Annotated in this window: 16 protein-coding genes and 1 pseudogene; 9 read left to right on the top strand and 8 right to left on the bottom strand. The window is 72.3% G+C overall.

The genetic code is table 11. The features are described 5' to 3' along the window. The first annotated feature begins 450 nt into the window (after positions 1–450). The 6 genes from hisC (at position 451) to AC07A4_RS26870 (ending at position 11,805) form a co-directional block, all read left to right on the top strand. Positions 451–1,530: a histidinol-phosphate transaminase gene (gene hisC / locus AC07A4_RS26895; RefSeq protein WP_478603042.1), complete on the top strand. Its 1,080-nt coding sequence runs from the start codon at positions 451–453 to the stop codon at positions 1,528–1,530. Between the two features lie 351 nt (positions 1,531–1,881). Continuing rightward, positions 1,882–3,420, top strand: a complete 1,539-nt coding sequence (locus AC07A4_RS26890; protein ID WP_478603040.1) for a cytochrome ubiquinol oxidase subunit I — start codon at positions 1,882–1,884, stop codon at positions 3,418–3,420. Between the two features lie 14 nt (positions 3,421–3,434). Next, a complete protein-coding gene (cydB, locus tag AC07A4_RS26885; protein WP_478603038.1) occupies positions 3,435–4,454 on the top strand; it encodes a cytochrome d ubiquinol oxidase subunit II in 1,020 nt (339 codons plus the stop codon). Between the two features lie 45 nt (positions 4,455–4,499). After that, complete coding sequence (gene cydD, locus AC07A4_RS26880; RefSeq protein WP_478603036.1) at positions 4,500–8,585, top strand: thiol reductant ABC exporter subunit CydD; 4,086 nt, start codon at positions 4,500–4,502, stop codon at positions 8,583–8,585. A 151-nt stretch (positions 8,586–8,736) separates the two neighbouring features. After that, a complete protein-coding gene (locus AC07A4_RS26875; protein WP_478603034.1) occupies positions 8,737–10,551 on the top strand; it encodes a GAF domain-containing sensor histidine kinase in 1,815 nt (604 codons plus the stop codon). A 186-nt stretch (positions 10,552–10,737) separates the two neighbouring features. Then, the gene (locus AC07A4_RS26870) at positions 10,738–11,805 is read left to right on the top strand and encodes a M23 family metallopeptidase (RefSeq protein ID WP_478603032.1); all 1,068 of its coding nucleotides are present in this window, start codon (positions 10,738–10,740) and stop codon (positions 11,803–11,805) included. Between the two features lie 148 nt (positions 11,806–11,953). Here the strand turns inward: AC07A4_RS26870 and AC07A4_RS26865 are convergent, their stop codons facing one another. From AC07A4_RS26865 to AC07A4_RS26830, 8 genes and pseudogenes are all read right to left on the bottom strand, one after another. After that, positions 11,954–12,832 (bottom strand): HAD hydrolase family protein, encoded by an 879-nt coding sequence (locus tag AC07A4_RS26865; protein WP_478603030.1) that lies wholly within the window; start codon positions 12,830–12,832, stop codon positions 11,954–11,956. A 176-nt stretch (positions 12,833–13,008) separates the two neighbouring features. Continuing rightward, the gene (locus tag AC07A4_RS26860; RefSeq protein WP_478603028.1) at positions 13,009–13,911 is read right to left on the bottom strand and encodes an LLM class flavin-dependent oxidoreductase; all 903 of its coding nucleotides are present in this window, start codon (positions 13,909–13,911) and stop codon (positions 13,009–13,011) included. 105 nt (positions 13,912–14,016) lie between these two features. Beyond that, positions 14,017–14,463, bottom strand: coding sequence for a hypothetical protein (locus AC07A4_RS26855; RefSeq protein WP_478603026.1), 447 nt, complete (start codon positions 14,461–14,463; stop codon positions 14,017–14,019). Positions 14,464–14,482: 19 nt separating this feature from the next. After that, a pseudogene (locus AC07A4_RS26850) lies at positions 14,483–15,022 on the bottom strand (RNA 2'-phosphotransferase); the annotation flags it as partial. A 291-nt stretch (positions 15,023–15,313) separates the two neighbouring features. After that, on the bottom strand, positions 15,314–16,234 hold the full coding sequence (locus tag AC07A4_RS26845; RefSeq protein WP_478603171.1) for a MerR family transcriptional regulator: 921 nt from the start codon (positions 16,232–16,234) through the stop codon (positions 15,314–15,316). A gap of 144 nt (positions 16,235–16,378) precedes the next feature. Next, entirely contained in the window at positions 16,379–17,329 is a 951-nt protein-coding gene (locus AC07A4_RS26840; RefSeq protein WP_478603024.1) for a metal-dependent hydrolase, read from the bottom strand. A 40-nt stretch (positions 17,330–17,369) separates the two neighbouring features. Further along, the gene (locus AC07A4_RS26835) at positions 17,370–19,145 is read right to left on the bottom strand and encodes an SDR family oxidoreductase (protein WP_478603022.1); all 1,776 of its coding nucleotides are present in this window, start codon (positions 19,143–19,145) and stop codon (positions 17,370–17,372) included. Further along, positions 19,142–20,011, bottom strand: a complete 870-nt coding sequence (locus AC07A4_RS26830) for a M24 family metallopeptidase (protein ID WP_478603021.1) — start codon at positions 20,009–20,011, stop codon at positions 19,142–19,144. Before AC07A4_RS26830 ends, AC07A4_RS26835 begins: the two co-directional genes overlap by 4 nt. A gap of 348 nt (positions 20,012–20,359) precedes the next feature. On the opposite strand from AC07A4_RS26830, the gene AC07A4_RS26825 reads away from it, so the two are divergent. Genes AC07A4_RS26825 through AC07A4_RS26815 form a run of 3 tightly spaced genes read left to right on the top strand, consistent with a single transcriptional unit; the run spans position 20,360 to position 23,206 of the window. Continuing rightward, a complete protein-coding gene (locus tag AC07A4_RS26825; protein ID WP_478603170.1) occupies positions 20,360–21,421 on the top strand; it encodes an ABC transporter ATP-binding protein in 1,062 nt (353 codons plus the stop codon). Next, on the top strand, positions 21,411–22,295 hold the full coding sequence (locus AC07A4_RS26820; RefSeq protein WP_478603019.1) for an ABC transporter permease subunit: 885 nt from the start codon (positions 21,411–21,413) through the stop codon (positions 22,293–22,295). The genes AC07A4_RS26825 and AC07A4_RS26820 overlap by 11 nt, the downstream gene beginning before the upstream one ends. After that, positions 22,295–23,206, top strand: coding sequence for an ABC transporter ATP-binding protein (locus AC07A4_RS26815; RefSeq protein WP_478603017.1), 912 nt, complete (start codon positions 22,295–22,297; stop codon positions 23,204–23,206). The genes AC07A4_RS26820 and AC07A4_RS26815 overlap by 1 nt, the downstream gene beginning before the upstream one ends. Positions 23,207–23,213 lie beyond the last annotated feature (7 nt).

Below are 23,213 nucleotides of genomic sequence, written 5' to 3'. Positions count from 1 at the left end.
GGAGTTGGGCGCTCAGTCCGGCATCGCCCCCTTGTCGTCGCGTGGGGGCCTGCCAAATGAGCGAGGTATCGAAGAGGTCTCAACTCACCTTCACGGGGGACGCGCGCCACGGAGCGAGCCACCGGCGCGTGCGTCTGGGGGGAGCGCTCCCCCCTCGGACGCGCGCGGTGGGCGTGGCCGTGCCGCGGGTTTCGGTCCCGACGGGTCCCCCGCTTCATCGGCGCTTCGCGCCCCGTCCTCAAGCGCCGGACAGGCTGGCTCAGGCGCCGGACAGGCTGGTTCGAGCGCCGGACGGGCCGGTTCAAGCGCCGGACGGGCTGGTTCGTGGCGCCGCGCGTCGCCCTCGGGGCGTGGCGCGTGGGGATTGGGGCCGCCAGGCCATTCGCAGGGACGCCGAATCCTCATAAGGTGAGAATCATTGAAGGCTGCATGATCACGAGGAGGACCGCGGTGAGCGAGACGAGCCCCAGGCTGCGCGCCGAGCTGGAAGGCATTCCCACGTACAAGCCGGGCAAGCCCGCCGCGACCGAGGGCCCGCAGGCGTACAAGCTGTCCTCGAATGAGAACCCGTATCCGCCGCTGCCCGGCGTCCTCGAGACCGCGATGGAGGCCGTGCGGTCCTTCAACCGGTACCCGGACATGGCCTGTACGGGGCTGATGAGCGAGCTGGCGGACCGCTTCTCGGTGCCGGTGTCGCACGTCGCGACGGGCACCGGCTCCGTCGGTGTCGCCCAGCAGCTGCTCCAGGCCACCTCGGGGCCCGGGGACGAGGTGATCTACGCCTGGCGGTCCTTCGAGGCGTACCCGATCATCACGCAGATCAGCGGGGCCACGTCGGTGCGGGTGCCGCTGACCTCCGGGGAGGTGCACGACCTCGACGCCATGGCGGCGGCCATCACGGAGCGCACCCGTCTGATCTTCGTCTGCAACCCCAACAACCCGACGGGGACCGCCGTCCGCAGGGCCGAGCTCGAGCGCTTCCTCGACCGGGTGCCGAAGGACGTCCTGGTGGTGCTCGACGAGGCCTACCGCGAGTTCGTCAGGGACCAGGAGGTTCCCGACGGCATCGAGCTCTACCGCGACCGGCCGAACGTCTGTGTCCTGCGGACCTTCTCCAAGGCCTACGGCCTGGCGGGCCTGCGCGTCGGCTTCGCGATCGCGCACGAGCCGGTGGCGGCCGCGCTGCGCAAGACGGCGGTGCCCTTCGGGGTGAGCCAGCTCGCGCAGGACGCGGCGGTGGCCTCGCTGCGCGCGGAGGACGAGCTGCTCGGCCGCGTCGGCTCCCTGGTGGGCGAGCGCACCCGGGTCCTGGAGGGGCTGCGGGCCCAGGGCTGGACGGTGCCCGACACGCAGGCGAACTTCGTGTGGCTGCGTACGGGCGACCGGACCGCGGACTTCGCCGCCGTCTGCGAGCAGAGCGGGGTCACCGTGCGGCCGTTCCCGGGCGAGGGCGTCCGCGTCACGATCGGTGAGACCGAGGCCAACGACATCTTTCTGAAGACGGCGGAGGCCTTCCACAAGGAGCGCTAGCGCTCCGCAAGGGGCTCTGGCGCTCCACAAGCTCCAGAACCCCGCGCGGCGCTCTAGCGCCGCTGGCCGGAACTTGAGGTTCCGGCCCGTACCGCCTCGATCCACGGCGGCCCGCGTCCCCTCGCCGGGGGCGCGGGCCGCCGCTGTTTGGGGGCCGGGCGCCCGTGCGGTGCTGGGGCCCTACCCCGTTCCCCTGGGTAACGGGACCCCCCTTTCACGCCTCGACAGTGCGTACGACATAATGCTTGTGAATGTGAACGCGTTCACAAGCGTGTCCCACTTGCTCCGCAGTTGTCTATGACATAAGGGGCAAACTGCCGCTATGACGACGGCACGTAAGGAGAAGTCGACGTGGACCTGGCTCTAGCGCCGGAAACCCTGGCGCGATGGCAGTTCGGCATCACCACCGTCTACCACTTCCTCTTCGTCCCCCTGACGATCTCCCTGGCCGCCCTCACGGCGATCCTTGAGACGGCCTGGGTGCGGACGGGCAAGGAGCACTACCTCAGAGCCACCAAGTTCTGGGGCAAGCTGTTCCTGATCAACATCGCGATGGGCGTCGTCACCGGCATCGTGCAGGAGTTCCAGTTCGGCATGAACTGGTCCGACTACTCGCGATTCGTCGGAGACGTCTTCGGTGCGCCACTCGCCTTCGAAGCCCTGATCGCCTTCTTCTTCGAGTCGACCTTCATCGGCCTGTGGATCTTCGGCTGGGACAAGCTGCCGAAGAAGCTGCACTGCGCGACGATCTGGATGGTGTCGATCGGCACGGTCCTGTCGGCGTACTTCATCATCGCCGCGAACGCCTTTATGCAGCACCCGGTCGGCTACAAGATCACCGAGCGGGACGGCAAGAAGCGCGCCGAGCTGACCGACTTCGCCAAGGTGCTGTTCCAGGAGACGACGCTCGTCAACTTCTTCCACGTCATCGCGGCGACCATCCTGGTCGGCGGCGCCTTCATGACCGGCATCGCCATCTTCCACCTGCGCAAGAAGCGGCATGTGCGCACCATGCGCATGTCGCTGCGGCTCGGCCTGGTCACCGCGTTCGTCGGCACCCTGCTCACCGTGATCAGCGCCGACACCCTCGGCAAGGTCATGTACGAGCAGCAGCCGATGAAGATGTCGGCCGCCGAGGCCCTGTGGGAGTCGGAGAAGCCCGCGCCGTTCTCGCTGTTCGCGTACGGCGACGTCGCCAAGGGCCACAACGAGGTCGCCATAGAGATTCCCGGGGTCCTGTCCTTCCTCGCGAAGAACAACTTCAGCGCGGAGATCCCCGGCATCAACGACCTCAACAAGGAAGCCCAGGAGAAGTTCGGTCCCGGTGACTACCGGCCCAACATCCCCACCACGTACTGGTCCTACCGCTGGATGATCGGCTTCGGCGGCGTCTCGATGGCCCTGTGCACGGCCGGTCTCTGGCTCACGCGCCGGAAGGTGTGGCTCGCCCCGGAGCACCACACGGGCGCGGACGAGGTGCCGAAGCTGATGCTCACCAAGAACAGGGAGCTGAACCCGAGGCTCGGCGACTGGTGGTGGCGTCTTTCGCAGTGGACGCTGATCTTCCCCCTCATCGGCACCGCGTGGGGCTGGATCTTCACCGAGACGGGGCGCCAGCCCTGGGTCGTCTACGGAGTCCTGAAGACTGAGGACGCGGTCTCCCCCGGCGTCTCGCAGGGCGAGGTGCTCACCTCGCTGATCGTCTTCACGCTGCTCTACGCGATCCTCGCCGTGATCGAGGTCCGGCTGCTCCTCAAGTACGTCAGGAAGGGTCCGCCCGAGCTGACCGAGGCCGACCTCAACCCGCCCACCAAGATCGGTGGCCCGCCCGGCGGTGCCGGGGCGGACGCCGATGACGACGCCGACCGGCCCATGGCCTTCTCGTACTAAGGAGCTGGGCGCACATGGAACTGCACGACGTCTGGTTCGTCCTGATCGCCGTCCTGTGGATCGGCTACTTCTTCCTCGAAGGCTTCGACTTCGGGATCGGAGTCCTCACCAAGCTGCTCGCCCGTGACCGGGTCGAGAAGCGGGTGCTCATCAACACCATCGGCCCGGTCTGGGACGGCAACGAGGTGTGGCTGCTCTCGGCGGGCGGCGCGACCTTCGCCGCCTTCCCCGAGTGGTACGCGACGCTGTTCTCCGGGTTCTATCTCCCGCTGCTGATCATTCTGATCTGCCTGATCGTGCGCGGTGTCGCCTTCGAGTACCGGGCCAAGCGGCCCGAGGAGCGCTGGCAGACCAACTGGGAACACGCGATCTTCTGGAGCTCGCTGATCCCGGCGTTCCTGTGGGGCGTGGCCTTCGGCAACATCGTGCGCGGGGTCAAGATCGACGCGCAGAAGGAGTACGTGGGCAACTTCTGGGATCTGCTCAACCCGTACGCGCTCCTCGGCGGTCTGGTCACGCTGACCCTGTTCACCTTCCACGGCGCGGTGTTCGCCGCGCTCAAGACGGTCGGTGACATCCGGCTGCGGGCGCGGCGCCTTGCGCTCGTCCTCGGTCTGGTCACGGCGGTGCTCGCGCTCGGCTTCCTGGGCTGGACGCAGGCGGACAACGGCGACGGCGCGAGCCTGATCGCGCTGATCGTGGCCGTGGTGGCCCTCGTCGCCGCCCTCGGGGCGAATCAACTCGGACGCGAGGGATGGGCGTTCGCGCTGTCGGGCGTCACGATCGTCGCCGCCGTCGCGATGCTCTTCCTGACGCTCTTCCCGAACGTCATGCCGTCGTCGCTGAACGAGGACTGGAGCCTCACGGTCACCAACGCCTCGTCGACTCCCTACACCCTGAAGATCATGACTTGGTGCGCGGGCATCGCCACGCCCGTTGTGCTGCTCTACCAGTCGTGGACGTACTGGGTGTTCCGCAAGCGCATCGGTACGCAGCACATCGCGCCGGACGTTCCGTCCGACGCGGCGCACTGAGTCAACTCCCCCTACGCCCACGGTCCCTGGGAGGGTGTGTTTCACGTGAAACCAATCGACCCGCGCCTGCTCCGGTACGCCCGCGCCACGCGCTGGTTCCTGATCGCGGTGGTGGTGCTCGGCCTTGCCGGGGCGGGCCTGGTCGTGGCCCAGGCGATGCTCATCGCCGAGATCGTCGTGGGTTCCTTCCAACACGGGCTCTCGACCGGGGCGCTGAGCACGCCGATCCTGCTGCTCACGGCCGTCGCTGTGGGCCGTGCGACCGTCGCCTGGCTCACCGAGCTGGCCGCGCACCGGGCGAGCGCGGCGGTCAAGTCGGAGCTGCGCGGGCGGCTCGTGGAGCGTGCGGGCGCGCTCGGGCCGGGGTGGCAGATGGGGTCCCCCTCGTCCGAGCGGGGCCAGGAGTTCGCGGAGGGGCAGCGGACGGGTTCGCTGATCAATCTCGCGACCCGGGGCGTGGACGCGCTCGATGACTACTTCTCGCGCTATCTGCCGCAGTTGGGGCTCGCGGTGGTGGTCCCGGTGGCGGTGCTCGCGCGCGTCGTCACCGAGGACTGGGTGTCGGCGGCGATCATCACCGGCACGCTGCCCTTGATCCCGGTGTTCATGGCCCTGATCGGCTGGGCCACCCAGGCCAAGATGGACCGCCAGTGGCGGCTGCTTTCCCGGCTCTCGGGCCACTTCCTGGACGTGGTCGCGGGCCTGCCGACGCTCAAGGTGTTCGGCCGAGCCAAGGCGCAGGCCGAGGCGATCCGCAAGATCACCGATGAGTACCGGCAGGCGACGATGCGGACGCTGCGCATCGCCTTCCTGTCGTCGTTCGCCCTGGAGCTCCTCGCGACGATCTCCGTCGCGCTGGTCGCGGTCACCATCGGCATGCGGCTCGTCCACGGGGACATGGAGCTGTACGACGGTCTGGTCGTCCTGATCCTCGCGCCCGAGGCGTATCTGCCGCTGCGGCAGGTCGGGGCGCGGTACCACGCGGCGGCGGAGGGGCTCGCCGCCGCGGAGGAGATCTTCCGGGTCCTGGAGACACCCGTTCCCGCCGGGGGGAGCGGGGCGGTGCCCGCGGGCCCGCTGCGCGTGGAGAACCTGACCGTCCGCTACCCGGGCCGGGCGGTGGACGCCGTCAGCGGGGCCTCGTTCACGGTCGGGCGCGGGGAGACCGTGGCCCTGGTCGGGCCCAGCGGCTCCGGCAAGTCGACCCTGCTGAGCGCCCTGCTCGGCTTCGTCAAGCCCACCGCGGGGCGGGTGTGCGTCGGCGACGCGGAGCTGGCGGATGTGTCCCTGGAGCGGTGGCGGGAGCAGGTGGCGTGGGTGCCGCAGCGGCCGCACCTGTTCGCGGGGACCATCGCGGACAACGTCCGGCTCGCCCGGCCGGACGCGGACGACGCGGCGGTACGGGGCGCTCTGCGCGCGGCCGGGGCGCTGGAGTTCGTGGACGCTCTGCCGCTGGGGGCCCAGGCCGTGCTCGGGGAGGACGGGGCCGGGCTCTCCGCGGGGCAGCGGCAGCGGGTCGCGCTGGCGCGGGCGTTCCTCGCGGACCGGCCCGTGGTGCTCCTCGACGAGCCGACCGCGGCGCTGGACGGGGAGACCGAGGCGGGCATCGTGGACGCGGTGCGCCGCCTCGCGGTGGGGCGGACCGTGGTGCTCGTGGTGCACCGGCCCGCGCTGTTGGCTGTCGCCGACCGGGTGGTCCGGGTGGACGGCGTGCGGAACGGCGACCTGGGGGCTGAGGGTTGTGCCCGTGTGGTCCGTCCAGTGGGCGGATCGGCGGTTCAGGGTGAGGGGGATGAGAAGGCGGCTGGCGTTCCTGGTGACAGGGCGGCTGTCGTCCGTGCGGAAGGGGCGGCGTCCGGCCGTGATGGGCTGGCGCCGGGCGGCCTTGGCGAGGGCGCGAAGGCCACCGGAGGCGAGGGCCGGGCGGCTGGCCTCGGTGCGGGGGCGACGGCTCTTCACAGCGGGGCGGTGACGGTCGGCCGCCGGGGTGATGCGGCTGGTCGCGGGGGCGAAGCGGTCGTTCTCGGGAGCGAAGCGGTCGTTCTCGGGGGTGGGGCCGCTGTTCTCGGGGGTAGGGCCGCCGTTCTCGGCGATGGTGAGGCGGTCGGCCGTGGCGATGGTGTGGGGGCTGGCCGCGCTGGTGAGGGCGGCGGTGGGCGCGTCCGTGGGGGTGTGGGTGTTGGGGTGCCCCGTGAGGGTGTGGGTGTTGAGGTGCCCTGTGGGGGTGAGGGTGTTGGGGTGCCCCGTAGTGGTGCGGGTGTCGAGGCGTCCCTTGGTGGTGCGGTAGGCGGGGTGTCCCGTGTGGGTGCCGGAGCCGGGGCCCCCCGTGGTGGCGTGCTGGCCCGGGTGCGGGCGGTGGCTCGGGTACGGCGGGGGCGGCTCGCCCTGGCGCTGCTGCTCGGCAGCCTCGCCCTGGGCAGTGCCGTCGGGCTGATGGCCACCTCCGGGTGGCTGATCTCGCGGGCGTCGGAGCAGCCGCCCGTGATGCACCTGATGATCGCCGTCACGGCGACCCGCGCCTTCGGCATCGGGCGGGCCTGCTTCCGCTACACCGAGCGCCTCGTGTCGCACGACGCGGTCCTTCGGATGCTGGCCGACATGCGGGTGACCGTGTTCCGGCGCCTGGAGCGCCTCGCGCCCGCCGGGCTTCGCGGCACGCGCCGCGGCGACCTGCTGTCCCGGCTCGTCGCCGATGTGGACGCGCTCCAGGACTACTGGCTGCGCTGGCTGCTGCCCGTCGGCGCCGCGGCCTTCGTGAGCGCCGGAGCGGTCGGCTTCACCGCCTGGCTGCTCCCGGAAGCGGGCGCCGTCCTCGCCGTCGGCCTGCTGGCCGCCGGGGTCGGGGTGCCCCTGCTGAGCGGCGCCGTGGCCCGCCGCGCGGAGCGGAAGCTGGCCCCCGCGCGCGGAGCGCTGGCCACCCGGGTCGCCGATCTGCTCACGGGCACCGCCGAGCTGACGGTCGCGGGCGCGCTGCGGCGCCGTACCGCGCACGTCCGCGAGGCCGACGCCGAGCTGACCCGGATCGCGTCCCGGACGGCGAGCGCCACGGCCCTCGGCGACGGCCTGAGCGCGCTCGTCATGGGCCTCACCGTGGCTGCGGCGGCGCTCGCCGGGGTGCAGGGCGTGCAGGACGGGCGCCTGAGCGGAGTCGCGCTCGCCGTGGTCGTCCTGACGCCGCTCGCCGCGTTCGAGGCGGTGACGGGGCTGCCGCTGGCCGTGCAGTACCGCCAGCGGGTCAAGAAGAGCGCCGAGCGGGTCCACGAGGTCCTCGACACGCCCGACCCCCTCCCGGACCCCCTCCCCGACCCGGTCCCCGCGGCCTCGGCCTCGCCCGGACCGGAGGGGCCCAAGGCGCCCGCCGCCGCGCCGCACACGCCCTTCCCGCTGCGCCTCGACGGACTGAGCGCCCGCTACGAGGGCCAGGAGCGGAACGCCCTCACCGACGTGTCCCTGACCCTGGAACGCGGCCGCCGTGTCGCCGTCGTCGGCCCCTCGGGCTCCGGCAAGACCACGCTCGCGCACGTGCTGCTGCGGTTCCTGGGCACCTCCGGCGGTACGTACACGCTGGGCGGCACGGACGTCGCCACCGTCGACGCGGACGGCGTACGGCGCCTGGTGGGCCTGTGCGCGCAGGACGCGCACGTCTTCGACAGCTCCGTACGCGAGAACCTGCTGCTCGCCCGCAGGGGCGCGGACGACGACGAGCTGTACGGGGCGCTGGCGCGGGCCCGGCTCGACGGCTGGGCGCGCTCCCTGCCCGAGGGCCTGGACACGCTCGTCGGGGAGCACGGGGCCCGTCTGTCCGGGGGCCAGCGGCAGCGCCTCGCGCTGGCCCGCGCGCTGCTCGCCGACTTCCCCGTCCTCGTCCTCGACGAGCCCGCCGAACACCTCGACCTGCCGACCGCGGACGCCCTCACCGACGATCTGCTCACGGCCACCGAGGGCCGTACGACCCTGCTGATCACGCACCGTCTCGCCGGACTCGACAAAGTTGACGAGGTGGTCGTCCTGGAAGCCGGGCACGTGGTGCAGCGCGGCGCGTACGAGGACCTGGTGGCCGTCGAAGGGCCGCTGCGGCGGATGCGGGAGCGGGAGTCGGCGGCGGACCTGCTGACGAGCGCGGTGGGCTGACGCCGTGGGGCAGGTCCCGGTACCGGCACCCTTCGGGGTGCCGGTACCTCTGGGGCAGCCACTGCCCCCTGGAAGCTCATCGACGTACCCGCCGCCCCCGGTCTCCTCCTCTCGACTTTCCCCGTCAAATCGGACTAACTACGCTCAAGGCATGTCCGCCTCCCCGGCTCCCGCCGCGCCCCCGCCGCCCCCGGAGGCCGCATCGGGCACGGCAGGTACGGCAGGTACGGCAGGCACGGCGGGCACCGAGGGCGCGGGTACGGCGGAGCAGGCCGACGCCGCGCGGGCGGCCCGGAGCCTGCACGGGCTCTCCACCGAGCTGACCGCGCGCGTACCGCAGCTCCTGGAGGCGATGCGGTCCGTCGGCACCGGACTCGAACTGCACACCACGCTGGACCGCATCTGCGAGACGGCGGCCGAGCTGACGGGTGCCCGCTACGCGGCGATCGGCGTCGTCGCCGAGGACGGCGAAGGCCTCTCCGACTTCGTCTACCACGGCATCGACGAGACCACCGCCGAGCGCATCGGCCGCCTTCCGGACGGCCACCGGGGCCTGCTCGGCGCGCTCATCCACGAGCCCGGGACGCTGTGCCTCGCCGACCTGGCCACCGACCCGCGCTCCTGCGGCTTCCCCGCCCACCACCCGCCGATGCGCACCTTCCTGGGGGTGCCGATCCGCGTCCAGGGGGAGATCTTCGGGAACCTGTACCTCACGGAGAAGCGCGACGGGGCGGACGCCGCGGGGGCGGCGGGATTCAACGACTACGACGTGCACATGGTGCGGGTGCTCGCCACGGAGGCGGGCATCGCGATCGGCAACGCCCGCCTGTACGAGGCCGCCAAGCAGCGCGAGCGGTGGATCGACGGCTCCGTGGCGGTCACCACGGCGCTGCTCTCGGGCTCCGACGCCGAGGACGCCCTGGTCGTCGTCGCGGAGCAGGCGCGGCACCTGGCGGACTCGGCGGCGGGAATCGTGCTCCTTCCGGACGACGAGGGCGGCATGGAGATCGTCGCCGTGTCCGCGGCGGAGCCGTCCGGTGCGATGGGCGTCACCATCCCCCCGGAGAGCCGCATCATCGCGGACCTCCTGGACGGGCGGGCGGTGTTCATCGACGACGCGGCCACCGACCCGCGGATCATGACCGATCTCGCGCGCGGCTACGGCCCCGTGATGATGCTGCCCCTGCAGAGCGACGGCCGCGTCCTGGGGACCCTCGTCACGCCCCGCGCGCGGGGCGGGCGGCCGTTCACCGAGACCGAACGGACGCTCGCCACCCAGTTCGCCTCGCAGGCCGCGCTAGCGCTGATGATGGCCGAGGCGCAGCGCGACCGGGAGCGGCTCGCTGTCTACGAGGACCGCGATCGCATCGCCCGCGACCTGCACGACCTCGTCATCCAGCGGCTCTTCGCCACCGGGATGATGCTGGAGAGCGCGCAGCGCAGGTCCGTCGTGCCGGAGGTGCGGCAGGGCGTCGGCAAGGCCGTGGACGAGCTGGACGTGACGATCCAGGAGATCCGTACGGCGATCTTCGCGCTCCAGCAGGGGCCCGCGGAGGCGCCATCGGGGCTGCGGACGCGGGTCCTGCGCGAGATCAACATGGCGGCCGTGCCGCTCGGCTTCAAGCCCTCGCACCGCTTCCTCGGCCCCGTCGACACGGTCGTCGGGGAACTCGCGGGCAAGAACCTCATCGCGGCCCTGCGCGAGGCGCTGTCGAACGCGTTCCGGCACGCGGGCGCCGCCCGCATCGAGGTCGTCGTCGACGCCACGCTCGTCCTGCCCGACGGCCGTCCGGGCGTCCGTCTGACCGTCGCCGACGACGGCGTCGGCATCTCCGAGGGCGGCCGCCGCAGCGGCCTGAAGAACCTCAAGCGGCGGGCCGAGTCCCTCGGCGGCGACAGCTGGTACGGGCCGGGCCTCGGCGAGGACGGCGGCGGCACGACGGTGGTGTGGCAGGCGCCGCACTGAACCGGGGCCCGGAGGGTGTGCTGGACGGGGCCCGGCGTGCGCGGGGCCTGGGGGCCGCGCTGCGGCGTGCGCCCGGACGACCGGCCGCTGTTCGGCGGTACCCACGTGCGCCGTACGGGTCACCCGGTCCCCCGCGTGTACGAGTCCACGGGGCGGCGCGCGCGGGGGCGGGCAACGATCCGATGCATGCGCCCACGTCCACGCCGTCCGCTCGTCGCGCGCCCTTACCTCGTGCCGGTCCTGCTGTGCGCGCTCGTCGCCGCGGGCACCCCGGGGAGCGCGGCCGCCGAGGAGCCCGGAGGGACCGACGGGCCGGGCACCAGTGCCGAGGTGGCACGCCTCTACGAAGAGGCGTCACAGGCGACCGAGGCCTACGAAGCGGAGCGGCGCGCGGCCGGAGTCCAGCGCGCCCGCGTCACGGAACTCAACCGGCTGCTCGCCCAGGAGCGCTACCAGGTGGCCGCCCTGCACAAGGACCTCGGCCGGATGGCGAGCGCCCAGTACCGCGCCGGGGGCGGCCTGCCGCTCACCGCGCGGCTGCTCCTCGCGGACAACCCCGACGAACTGCTGCGCGGCAAGCGCGTCCTGGGGCAGGCGGACCTCGCCGTCACCAACGCCGTCGCCAAGACGCAGCGGGCCGCCGCCCGGCTCACCGCCGCCCAGCGGACAGCGCAGCGGGCGCGGGGCGTCCTGGACCGGCGCACCGCGCGCCTCGCGCGCCTGAAGCGGGACATCGCGGCGAAGCTGGAGTCGGCGCGGTGGACGCTCCAGGGCGAGGCCGACGCGTCCGTCGCGGCGGGCCGGTGCCGGGGCGCCGTCCGGCTCGCGCAGCCGGAACCGCCCGCCACGCGCGCGTGGATGACGCCCGTGGAGACGTACGAGCTGTCCGCGGGCTTCGACAGCGCGGGCGAGCGCTGGGCGCGGCGGCACACGGGCCAGGACTTCGCCGTCGACATCGGCGCGCCCGTGCGGGCGGTGGGCGAGGGGCGCGTGGAGCGGGTGGCGTGCGGCGGCGGCTTCGGCATCGAGGTCGTGGTGCGCCATCCGAACGGCTACTACACGCAGTACGCGCACCTGGCCGCCGTGACCGTCGACCAGGGGGAGCGGGTGCGCGCCGGGCAGTGGCTGGGGCAGGCGGGCACGACCGGCAACTCGACCGGCCCGCACCTGCACTTCGAGGTGCGTCTGACGCCGGACCTGGGCTCGGGCGTGGACCCGGCGAAGTGGCTCGCGGAGCACGGGGTGGCCCTCTGACCGCTCCGGCCCGAGCCCGGCGCCAGCTCCGGGGCGGGGTAGGCGCAGACTCCCGACGGGCTGTTCCGTACGGGCTGTTCCGTACGGCCTGTTCCGTACGGCCTGATCCGTGCGGGCTGATCCGTAAGGGAGTTGACCCTCGTACGCGCTAACTCCCGTACGTGGAAAGACGATTCTCCAAGATGCGTTCGATCACGACCGCGACGCCGTCGTCGTTGTTGGCGACCGTGCGGCCCGACGCGGCGGCGACTACGTCCGGGTGGGCGTTGCCCATCGCGTACGAGACTCCGGCCCAGGTGAGCATCTCCACGTCGTTCGGCATGTCGCCGAAGGCGACGACCTCTTCGGGGGAGATGCCGCGCTCGGCGCAGCACAGCGCGAGGGTGCCCGCCTTGGTGACGCCGGGGCCGCTGATCTCGAGGAGCGCCGTCGGGCTGGAGCGGGTGATCTCGGCGAGGCCGCCCGCGGCCGTGCGGGCGAGGGCCAGGAAGGCGTCCGGCGTCAGCGTCGGGTGGTGGGCCAGGAGCTTCAGGACGGGCCCGTCCTCGGCGGCGGCGTCCGGCGCGAGGAGCTTCTCGGCGGGCGCCACGCTGATCGCGGGGTCGAGGCGCAGGGGCGGGTACGCGGGCTCGTGGTGCACCCCGCCCGTGCGGTCGACGGCGAAGGACGTGCCGGGAGCGGCGGCGCGCAGCAGCCGGACGACGTCGAGGGCGCTCGCCGTGGGCAGCTCGCGCACCTTGGTGAAGCGGTGGTCGCCCGGTCCGCCGTGCAGGTCGACGACCGCCGCGCCGTTGGCGCAGATCGCCAGGCCGTGGCCGTGCACGTGGTCGGCGACCACGTCCATCCAGCGGGCCGGGCGCCCGGTCACGAAGAAGACCTCGATCCCGGCCGCCTCGGCGGCGGCGAGCGCCGCGACCGTGCGCTCGGAGACGGACTTGTCGTCACGCAGCAGCGTGCCGTCCAGGTCGGTGGCGATCAGCCGGGGCGGGAGGGGGGAAGCCGGGGGCCGGGCGGTAGCTGAGGTCACGTACGCGATTGTCCCGCATATGCGCGCACGGGTGTGTGGCGGGGCGCACATGTGAGTGGTCTTCGCCCCCGCACGCCCCGGTTGCACCGTGGGCCCCGGCGCACGAGCCCTCGCCGCGGGGCGGCCGTGGCGCTCCGGCCGCGCCGGGGCCGCCGCTCCGGCCGCGCGGGGCGCCGCTACAGCTGTGCCAAGGCCTCCGTCGCGATCCGTTCGAAGACCTTCTCGTCCGCCGCGAAGTCCGTGTCCGGCAGCGGCCAGTGGAGCACGATCTCGGTCACGCCGAGCGCGGCGTGCCGGCCCGCGAAGTCCACGAAGGCGTCGAAGGAGTCCAGCGGCCGGTCCGGGGTGAAGCCGGTGAGCAGGATCTTGTCCAGCTCGCCGGGGTCGCGGCCGACGTCGGTGCAGGCCTTGCCGAGGCGCTCGACCTGGCCGCGGATGGCGGCGAGGGACTCGTCCGGGGTGCCGGTCGCGGAGATCTTCGGGTCGCCGGTGGTCACCCAGGCCTGGCCGTGGCGGGCGGCGAGCCTGAGGCCGCGCGGCCCCGTCGCGGCCACCGCGAACGGCAGCCGGGGGCGCTGCACGCAGCCAGGGATGTTCCGCGCCTCGTAGGCGGCGTACCGCTCGCCCTCGTACGTCACCGAGTCCTCGGTGAGCAGCCGGTCGAGCAGCGGCAGGAACTCACCGAAGTGGTCCGCGCGTTCACGGGGTGTCCAGGGGGCTTCGTCGGCGCGGCGCAGGGTGGAGGCGTCGAAGCCGTCGCCGCCCGCGCCGATGCCGAGGGTGATCCGTCCGTTCGACACGTCGTCCAGCGTGATCAGCTCCTTGGCGAGCGTGACCGGGTGCCGGAAGTTGGGGGAGGTGACGAGCGTGCCGAGGCGGATCCGCTCGGTGGCCGCGGCGGCGGCGGTCAGCGTGGGCACCGCGCCGAACCAGGGGCCGTCGCGGAAGGTCCGCCACGACAGGTGGTCGTAGGTGTACGCGGTGTGGAAGCCCAGCTCCTCCGCGCGCTGCCAGCGCTCCCTGCCGCCTTCGTGCCAACGGCGGACGGGCAGGATCACGGTGCTCAGACGCAGACTCATGCCGCCGAGCCTACGGCGATCAGCCAGCGCCCGCCGGGCCAGGACCCGGTGCCTCCAAGGGCCCCGGAACACCCGTGGCCAGGCCCTTCGCCGCGCGCCCCGCGCTCAGCGGACCCTTCCGTTGAGCCAGGGCGTGAGCGAGATCATGCGGATGAGTTCCTTGTACGTGGTGTCGCCGGGCAGCGGCACGACGAGCCAGTAGCCCGGCGGGAAGCGCCGCCCCTTGACGTGCGCGAGGCCGTCCAGGAGGGAGCGCACGAACGGGGGCGCGTGGTCGCGCGGCACGTCGTGGAACTCCACGCCCTCGACGGTGATCAGCGCGTCGTCGTCGGGGTAGAGCCGCACGGACACCCGCGGCAGACCGCCGAACTCCACGAACGCCTCGTGCGGCAGCGAGCCGTCGGGGTCGGTGGTCACCTCGACGCCCGCGGCGGTGCGGCGCGAGGTCTGGTCGGCGCCTATGTCGTGGCTGACCTCGAAGGCGCGCGCGTGCTCCCGGGCGATCTCGCGCAGGGCGCCCACGGCGGCCTCGGTACTGGGCAGATGTTCCATACCCCGTGATCCTGCCTGGTCAGTGAGGTGCGGGAAAGCTCAGATAGCGCGGGGGCACGGCGGCGGTGAGCCAGACGCCGTTGGCGCTGACGTGGAAGACGTGGCCGTCGCCGTGCATCGCGCCCGCGTCGACGGACAGCACCACGGGGCGGCCCCTGCGGGCGCCCACCCGGGTGGCGGTCTCGCGGTCCGGCGAGAGGTGCACGGCGTGGCGGCTCATGGGGCGCAGGCCCTCGGCGCGGATCGCGGGGAGATGGCGGGCGACGGTGCCGTGGAAGAGGCGCGCGGGCGGGGCCGCCGGGGGTAGCTGGAGGTCGACGGCGACGGAGTGGCCCTGGCTGGCGCGGATCCGCTCGCCGTCGAGGGAGAAGCGCCGCTTGTCGTTCGTGGCCACCACGTGGTCCAGCTCGGCCCTGGTGAAGGCGAAGCCGTGGGCTGCGGCCGCCGCGATCAGCGTCTCGACGTCCACCCAGCCGCTGTCGTCGAGCGTGATCCCGATGCGCTCGGGCTGGTGGCGCAGGTGCTTGGAGAGGTATTTCGACACCTTTACGGTGCGCTGGCTGTCCGGGGCGGCTCCGGCTCCGGCCCCGGGCCCGGCCCCGGTGTCGGCCCCAGCCCTAGTCCCGGCGCCGGTGCCGGGAGAGACCGTTGCGGCCGCGGCTTCCGTTCCTTTGGGAGGTTGTCCTTTGGGAGGTTGTCGTTCTTTCATTTCTTCAGCGTCGCGGTCCACCGTTCTCCCCGCACTCGGTTTTTCGCCATGGGATTTTCATCGAGGAATACCGAGCCAGAGGTTTGATCCACAACCAAGTCGAGTTATCCACAGGTGACTTGGGAATTCTGTGGACAACTCTCAGGCGATAGGCGGCTTTTGAGTAACTGTGTCAGTTATGCCCTGACTTGCGGCAAGCGCGTCCAATGTTCTGCTGTGGAGCTCACGTTCAGTGGCCGCCGTGATGAACGCCGCCGCGTTCTCCCGGCCAACCAGCGCCTGGACCGCGCTCATTGTGTCGGCGGGAAGCGCCACGTACTGAAGCTCCTCACCCTGCCGGGGGGCCTCCTCGGCCGCGAGGTGACGGCGCAGATAGCGGGTGGCGAACAGCCGCATCGCCCGCGCCAGTTCCGCGTCGACCGACTTCTGCGCGAGTGGCCGCAGTCTGCGGATGAGAGAGGCCGCCTCGGCCGCGTCCGCCTCCGTCGGCGGATGGTGTCCCAGATAGCGCGCGAAGACGTGCTCGTTCGTGAACTCCAGGAAACGTGCGGCGATGTGCTCGACCTGTCCCCGCAACTCCCGCAAATGGCCCGCGATAGCCGACAGCGGAACTCCCGCCGCGTGCAACTCCGCCGCCACCGCCAGTTCCTGGGGACTCGGCACCAGGAACTCGTCGTCCTTTCCGGGCAGTGGCTCCAGCACGCCGAGCGCGACGGCGTCCTCGACCGCCGCGTCGTCCGTGGTGCCGCCGAACGCCGCCTCCAGCTCCGCGCGGGTGATCCGGTCGGCCTTCTCGTCCGTCCAGGGCCCGTCGACCTCGGCGACCAGGCCGAGCACGCCGCCGAGCCCGCGGCCCGCGTCCCAGGCCTCCAGGAGATCCTTGATGGACGCCAGGGTGTACCCCCGGTCGAGCAGGTCGGCGATCTGCCGCAGCCGCGCCAGATGCGCGTCGCCGTACACATTGGACCGCCCGCGCCGCTCGGGCCGGGGGAGCAGCCCGCGGTCCTGATAGGCCCGGATGGTCCGCACCGTGGCTCCGCTGTGGTGGGCGAGGTCCTCGATGCGGTACTCCGCGCGGTACTCGACCTGGGGTGCGCCCGGCGGTGCGGCGTGGGCTTCCGCCGGGCGCCGTCCCCCGGCTCCCTCGCTGTGCTGTGCGTCCAACGCTCCCCCGCTCTGTCCCGGTGGCACCGGCGGTGCTCCCCGCTAGGCGATGGCCGCCCGCCCGGCCGCCGCCACCGCGGCCCGCGCGGCGGGCGAGCGCGCCAGATACGCGACGGCACCGCGCAGCGAACCCTCCTGCGACGGATGGTACGACCGCCGCAGATAACGGGGCACGGCCGCGCCGATCTGACGCCAGGACGGAAGGAGTCCCTTGCGCACGGCCCTGTCGTGCGCGAGCAGCGAGTACCGCAGCCGCCCGGCGAGGCGGGGGTCGTGGCGGAGCAGATAGGCGGCGCCCCAGATCCACAGGTACAGCATCACGGGAGCCGTGACCGCCATGGCCGCGAGCCGCCGCGCGTACCGGGACGCGTTCGCGCCCCCGCAGTGCTCGTACATGTCGAAGGCGACCGCGCGGTGCTCGACCTCCTCCGCGCCGTGCCAGCGCAGCAGGTCCAGCATCACCTCGTCCGCCCCGGCCCGGTCCAGGCCCTCCGCGCCGAGCACCCAGTCGCCGAGCACCGCCGTGAACTGCTCGATGGCCGCGACGATCGCGAGCCGGAAGCGCAGCCACTCCTGCGTCGGCACCGGCGCGCCCAGCGGCGGCCGCTCCCCGAGGAGCCGCTCGAACAGGAAGTCCACGTAGGCCGTGAACCCGGCCGTGTCCAGGCGCTGCGCCGCCAGGTGGTCGAGCACGTGCGCGTGCTGCACGCTGTGCGTGGCCTCCTGCCCCATGAACCCCTTCACGTCCGCCCGCAGCACCGGGTCGGTGATCAGCGGCAGGGCCTCCTTGAAGACCTTCACGAACCACCGCTCACCGGCGGGAAGCAGCAGGTGCAGGACGTTGATGACATGGGTGGCCGTGGGCTCGCCCGGGATCCAGTGCAGCGGGGTGCCGTCCCAGTCGAACGAGACCCGGCGCGGCACGATCGCGTAGTGCGCGCCGGGCTCCCCACCCTGCCCGGGAGGCGGCGTGGCGTCCTTCTCCGTGCTCACAGCGGTGGCTCCCCTCGGGTCGCGGCGGTGGCCGCCGTGCTCACAGCGGTGGCTCCATCCGGGCTATCGCCCGCAGGGCCCTGGGCGTGAAGCGGGACATCAGGTGCGCGCCCCGCGCCTCCGGGGTGACCGGCACCACCGCCTGGTTGCGGACCACGGCGCGCAGCACGGCGTCGGCGACCTTCTCCGGCGGATAGTTGCGCAGTCCGTACAGCCTGGCCGACCTCTTCTGGCGGCGGCTCTCCTCCTCGGCGGAGACTCCGGCGAAGCGGGCGGTCGCTGTGATGTTGGTGTTCACGAAGCCGGGGCAGATCGCGGACACGCCGATCCCCTGGCCCGCGAGCTCCGCGCGCAGGCACTCGCTGAGCATCAGGACGGCGGCCTTCGACGTGCTGTACGCGGGCAGGGCCCGGGAGGGCTGATAGGCCGCCGCCGACGCGGTGTTGACGATGTGGCCGCCCTGGCCGCGCTCGGCCATCTGCTTGCCGAAGAGGCGGCAGCCGTGGATGACGCCCCACAAGTTGACGTCGAGGACCCGCTTCCAGTCCTCGGCGCTGGTGTCGAGGAAGGCGCCGGACAGGCCGATGCCCGCGTTGTTCACCAGGACGTCCACCACGCCGTACTCGGTGGCGACCTTCTCCGCGAGCTTCTCCATCGCCTGCTCGTCGCTGACGTCGACCGTCTCGGGCCAGGCCTCCGGGGCGCCGACGAGGCGGGCCATCTCGGCGGTGCGCGCCGCGCCCTCCGCGTCCCGGTCCACGGCCACCACCCGCGCGCCCGCCTCGGCGAACGCGAACGCCGTGGCCCGCCCGATGCCGCTGCCCGCGCCCGTGATCAGCACCAGCTGCCCCGAGAACCGCTCGGCGTACGCGCCGGGGCCCGCCGTGGCCGCCGCCACCGGCGGCGCGCCCTCCTCGTGGGTGAGGACGAACTGCGTGATCCACCTGGCCAGCTGGTCCGGGCGGGTGCGCGGCACCCAGTGCTTGGCGGGCAGCGTCCTGCGGGTCAGCTGCGGCGCCCACCGCTCCAGATCGTCGTAGAGCCGCTCGGACAGGAACGCGTCGCCCGACGGCGTGATGAGCTGGACCGGCACGTGCGCGTACGCGTCCGGGCGGGGGCGGCGCAGCCGGGGGCGGACGTTGTCGCGGTAGAGCCAGGCGCCGTGCGCGGCGTCCGACGGCAGGGACGCGGTGGGATAGCCGTCCGCGGGCACCTTCTCCAGGCGCTGCAGCAGCCGCGGCCAGCGCTTGCCGAGCGGGCCGCGCCAGGCGAGCTCGGGCAGCACCGGGGTGTGCAGCATGTACACGTACCAGGACTTGGCGCCCTGGCCGACGAGCTGGGCGGCCCGGCGCGGCGTCGGCCGGGTCATCCGCCTCCTGATCCAGTGCCCGAAGTGGTCCAGGGACGGACCCGACATCGACGTGAAGGACGCGATCCGCCCCTGCGTGCGCGGGACCGTCACGAACTCCCAGGCCTGCACCGAGCCCCAGTCGTGCCCCACCAGGTGCACCGGCCGGTCCGGGCTGACCGCGTCGGCGACCGCGAGGAAGTCGTCCGTCAGCTTCTCCAGCGTGAAGCCGCCGCGCAGCGGCCTGGGGGCCGTTGACCTGCCGTGGCCGCGCACGTCGTACAGGACCACGTGGAAGTGCTCCGCCAGGCGCGTGGCCACCTTGGACCACACCTCCTTGGAGTCCGGATAGCCGTGCACGAGCAGCACGGTGGGCCGGCCCTCCTCGCCGAGCTCGGCGACGCACAGCTCCACGCCTCCGGTGCGCACCCAGCGTTCGCGCGCGCCCTTCAGTTCCACGGTCGTCATGCGGCAGCCCTCTCAGAGCCTTCCTCGGATTCTTCGGACCAGCGCCGCACGTGCGGCAGGTCGTCGTCCAGCCAGAACGCGCTCTCCTCGGGGTCCGCGGAGTCGGTGACGACCAGGATCTCCTCGAACTTCGCGCCCGTGCCCCGGAATCCGAGGTGCGGCTCGACCGCCCACAGGCCCGGCTGCGGCGGGTGATCGGAGAACTTGTACGGCGACCACAGCGGTGACCAGCCGTCCCGGTGGCCGCGCAGGGCGTCGCTCGCGAGGCCCTTCAGCGACTGCGTGCCGAACCCGAACAGGTGCGCCGAGAAGGGCCGTTGCCTGACCCGGTCGACCTTGTGGGCGATCACGCCGAAGGGATAGGCGCGATGGCGGTTGGCATACCCCTGGCGGACCATCAGGTGGTCCACGTGCTCATAGATCTCGCGCAGCGGGCGGCGCTCGCGCACCTCGCGCAGGATCAGCTCGCGGTGCGCCTCCAGGTCGGCGAGCAGCTTGTCGTGCACCGGGTTGAGGCCGAGGCAGCCCGAGTAGCCGATGTCGGCCGTGTAGCCCTCGAACACCGGGGCCATGTCGAGAATGAAGGGCATCCCCGGCTCCAGCCTGCGGTGGGTGGGGAAGAACTGCAGCGGTATCCGGAAGTTCACGAACGCCGTGCGGTCGCCGAACCAGGCGAACGGCAGGTGGAACCAGTCCCGCACGCCCCGCTCCCGCAGCCACGTCCGCTGCATCCGCGCCGCCTCGCGCTCCGTGACGCCCGGCTTGAGCTGGGCGGCCACCGCCTCCGCGCACTCGTACGCGAGAGTCTGCACGCGGCGGAACCCCCGCAGCTCCGCGGAGAGTTCACCCTTCACTGCTGAGGTCATGCCACCCGTCCCGTCCGTCCCGTGTGCCGGTGCGCGCCCGCCCGGCGGGCCCCGCCCGCCGTGAGCGCCGCCGCGCCGCCGCCTCCGCGGCCGCCCTCGCGCCGCCGTCCCCGTACGCGCTCGTAACTTGACACTGATGAATGTGACAATGCTCGACGGCTGCGTCAATAGGTCTGCACGAGCCCAAGGGACAGGTCCGGGAGAACCCCGAGGGCTACGCCGGAAGAACCCGCAAGGGTCGACTTTCGGACGACCCTTACGGGCCCGTAATACTCCAGAGTGACGCCGGACAAGCCCCAGGACTGACGCCCCCGTGTGGTCTGCGCCACTAGCGTCGAACACGTGAATGTGATCGCGACCGAAAGCCTGAGCAAGCGGTTCCCGAGGGTGACCGCGCTTGACCGGCTGACCTTGGACATCGGGCCCGGTGTGACCGGACTCGTCGGAGCCAACGGCGCCGGCAAGTCAACGATGATCAAGATCATGCTGGGCCTGTCGCCCGCCACGGAGGGCCGCGCCACGGTGCTCGGTCTCGATGTGGCCACCAGCGGTGGCCAGATCCGTGAGCGCGTCGGCTACATGCCCGAGCACGACTGCCTGCCACCCGACGTCTCGGCCACCGAGTTCGTCGTCCACATGGCGCGCATGTCCGGCCTGCCGCCCGCCGCGGCCCGTGAGCGCACAGCGGACACCCTGCGCCACGTCGGCCTCTACGAGGAGCGCTACCGCCCCATGGGCGGCTACTCGACGGGCATGAAGCAGCGCGTGAAGCTCGCCCAGGCGCTGGTGCACGACCCGCAGCTGGTCTTCCTGGACGAGCCGACCAACGGCCTCGACCCCGTCGGCCGCGACGAGATGCTGGACCTGATCCGGCGCGTCCACACCGACTTCGGGATCTCGGTCCTGGTGACCTCGCACCTCCTGGGCGAACTGGAGCGCACCTGCGACCACGTCGTCGTCATCGACGGCGGCAAGCTCCTTCGCTCCAGCTCCACCACGGACTTCACCCAGACCACCACCACCCTGGCCATCGAGGTCACCGACAGCGACGAGCACCCGGACGGCACCGCCGCGCTGCGCGCCGCCCTGGACGCCCGCGGCGTGCCCACCCACGCCGACGGCGGCGGACTGCCCGGCGCCGGACACACGGTGCTGCTCGACGCCGCGGACGAGTCGGCGTACGACCTGGTCCGCGACACCGTCGCCGACCTCGGCCTCGGCCTGGTCCGGATGGAACAGCGCAGGCACCACATCGCGGAGGTCTTCCGCTCCCAGGACGAGCCGGCGGAGCAGGCCTCCGAGCGCGCCGCCGCCTGGGCGGCGACCGCGGCCGCCGCCCAGCAGGCAGGGAGCGGGCGCCCCCTGGCCGCGCGCAGCGGAGAGCTCAGGGAGGGCCGCCATGACCACTGACTCCACCCAGATCCACAACATCGGCTACCGGAACTACGACGGACCCCGCCTCGGCCGCGCCTACGCGACGCGCTCGCTGTACTCCCAGAGCCTGCGCGGCGCCTACGGCCTCGGCCGCTCGGCCAAGTCCAAGGTCCTGCCGATGATCCTCTTCGGGGTCATGTGCGCCCCCGCGCTGATCCTGGTCGCGGTCGCCGTCACCACCAAGGCCAACGACCTGCCCGTGGACTACACGCGCTACGCCGTGCTCCTCCAGGCCGTCATCGGCCTCTACTTGGCGGCCCAGGCCCCGCAGACCGTCTCCAGGGACCTGCGTTTCAAGACGGTGCCCCTGTACTTCTCCCGCCCCATCGAACGCGTCGACTACGTCCGCGCGAAGTTCGCGGCCATGGCATCGGCCCTGTTCATCCTCACCGCGGCGCCGCTGATCGTGCTCTACGTAGGAGCACTGTTGGCGAAGCTGGACTTCGCGGAGCAGACCAAGGGCTTCGCACAGGGGCTCGTCTCCGTCGCCCTCCTGTCGCTGCTGTTCTCCGGGATCGCCCTCGTCGTCTCCGCCGCCACGCCCCGCAGGGGCTTCGGCATCGCCGCCGTCATCGCCGTCCTGACCATCTCCTACGGAGCGGTGTCCACCGTCCAGGCCATCGCGCACGAACAGGGCGGCAACGAAACCGCCATCCAGTGGCTCGGACTGTTCTCGCCGATCACGCTCATCGACGGACTGCAGACCGCGTTCCTCGGAGCGACGTCCTCCTTCCCCGGCAAGGTCGCCCCCTCGACGGGCGTGGGCGCCGTCTACGTCCTCGTGGTCCTCGCGCTCGTCGCGGGCAGCTACGCCGCCCTCATGCGGCGCTACCGGAAGGCCGGCCTGTAATGAGCAGCATCACCATCGATCACGTCTCGCGCTGGTTCGGCAACGTGGTGGCCGTCAACGACGTCACGATGACCATCAACCCCGGCGTCACCGGCCTGCTCGGCCCCAACGGCGCGGGCAAGTCCACCCTCATCAGCATGATGGGCGGCTTCCTCGCCCCCTCCACCGGCACCGTCACCCTCGACGGCAGCCCCACCTGGCGCAACGAGGACAGCTACAAGCACCTCGGCATCGTGCCCGAGCGCGAGGGCATGTACGACTTCCTCACCGGCCGCGAATTCGTCGTCGCCAACGCCGAACTGCACGGCCTGGGCAAGAAGGCCGCCCAGAAGGCGCTCGCCACGGTCGAGATGGAGTACGCGCAGGACCGCAAGATCTCCACGTACTCCAAGGGCATGCGACAGCGCGTGAAGATGGCGTCCGCGCTCGTCCACGAGCCGTCCGTGCTGCTGCTCGACGAGCCCTTCAACGGCATGGACCCCCGTCAGCGCATGCAGCTCATGGAGCTGCTGCGCACGATGGGCGACGAGGGCCGCACCGTCCTGTTCTCGTCCCACATCCTCGAAGAGGTGGAACAACTCGCCTCGCACATCGAGGTGGTCGTCGCCGGGCGGCACGCCGCGAGCGGTGACTTCCGCAAGATCCGCCGCCTCATGACGGACCGGCCGCACCGCTACCTGGTGCGCTCCAGCGACGACCGCGCGCTCGCGGCCGCCCTGATCGCCGACCCGTCCACCGCGGGCATCGAAGTCGACCTCAAGGAAGGCGCGCTGCGCGTCCAGGCCGTCGACTTCGGCCGGTTCACCACCCTGCTGCCCCGCGTGGCACGCGCACACGACATCAGGCTGCTCACGGTCTCGCCCTCGGACGAGTCCCTCGAGTCGGTCTTCTCCTACCTCGTCGCGGCCTGAAGGGAGT

It is taken from the genome of Streptomyces sp. NPDC043996 (assembly GCF_056435225.1).
Note: the sequence above shows the minus strand (reverse complement) of the source record. Positions and strands in the feature narration are given on the sequence as shown.

Coding starts and splice junctions, on each gene's coding strand:
- AC07A4_RS26820 (WP_478603019.1), top strand. CDS start 21,411: ATGACCACTGACTCCACCCAGATCCACAACATCGGCTACCGGAACTAC.
- AC07A4_RS26870 (WP_478603032.1), top strand. CDS start 10,738: ATGCGCCCACGTCCACGCCGTCCGCTCGTCGCGCGCCCTTACCTCGTG.
- AC07A4_RS26830 (WP_478603021.1), bottom strand. CDS start 20,011: ATGACCTCAGCAGTGAAGGGTGAACTCTCCGCGGAGCTGCGGGGGTTC.
- AC07A4_RS26860 (WP_478603028.1), bottom strand. CDS start 13,911: ATGAGTCTGCGTCTGAGCACCGTGATCCTGCCCGTCCGCCGTTGGCAC.
- cydB (WP_478603038.1), top strand. CDS start 3,435: ATGGAACTGCACGACGTCTGGTTCGTCCTGATCGCCGTCCTGTGGATC.
- AC07A4_RS26855 (WP_478603026.1), bottom strand. CDS start 14,463: ATGGAACATCTGCCCAGTACCGAGGCCGCCGTGGGCGCCCTGCGCGAG.
- AC07A4_RS26875 (WP_478603034.1), top strand. CDS start 8,737: ATGTCCGCCTCCCCGGCTCCCGCCGCGCCCCCGCCGCCCCCGGAGGCC.
- AC07A4_RS26835 (WP_478603022.1), bottom strand. CDS start 19,145: ATGACGACCGTGGAACTGAAGGGCGCGCGCGAACGCTGGGTGCGCACC.
- AC07A4_RS26815 (WP_478603017.1), top strand. CDS start 22,295: ATGAGCAGCATCACCATCGATCACGTCTCGCGCTGGTTCGGCAACGTG.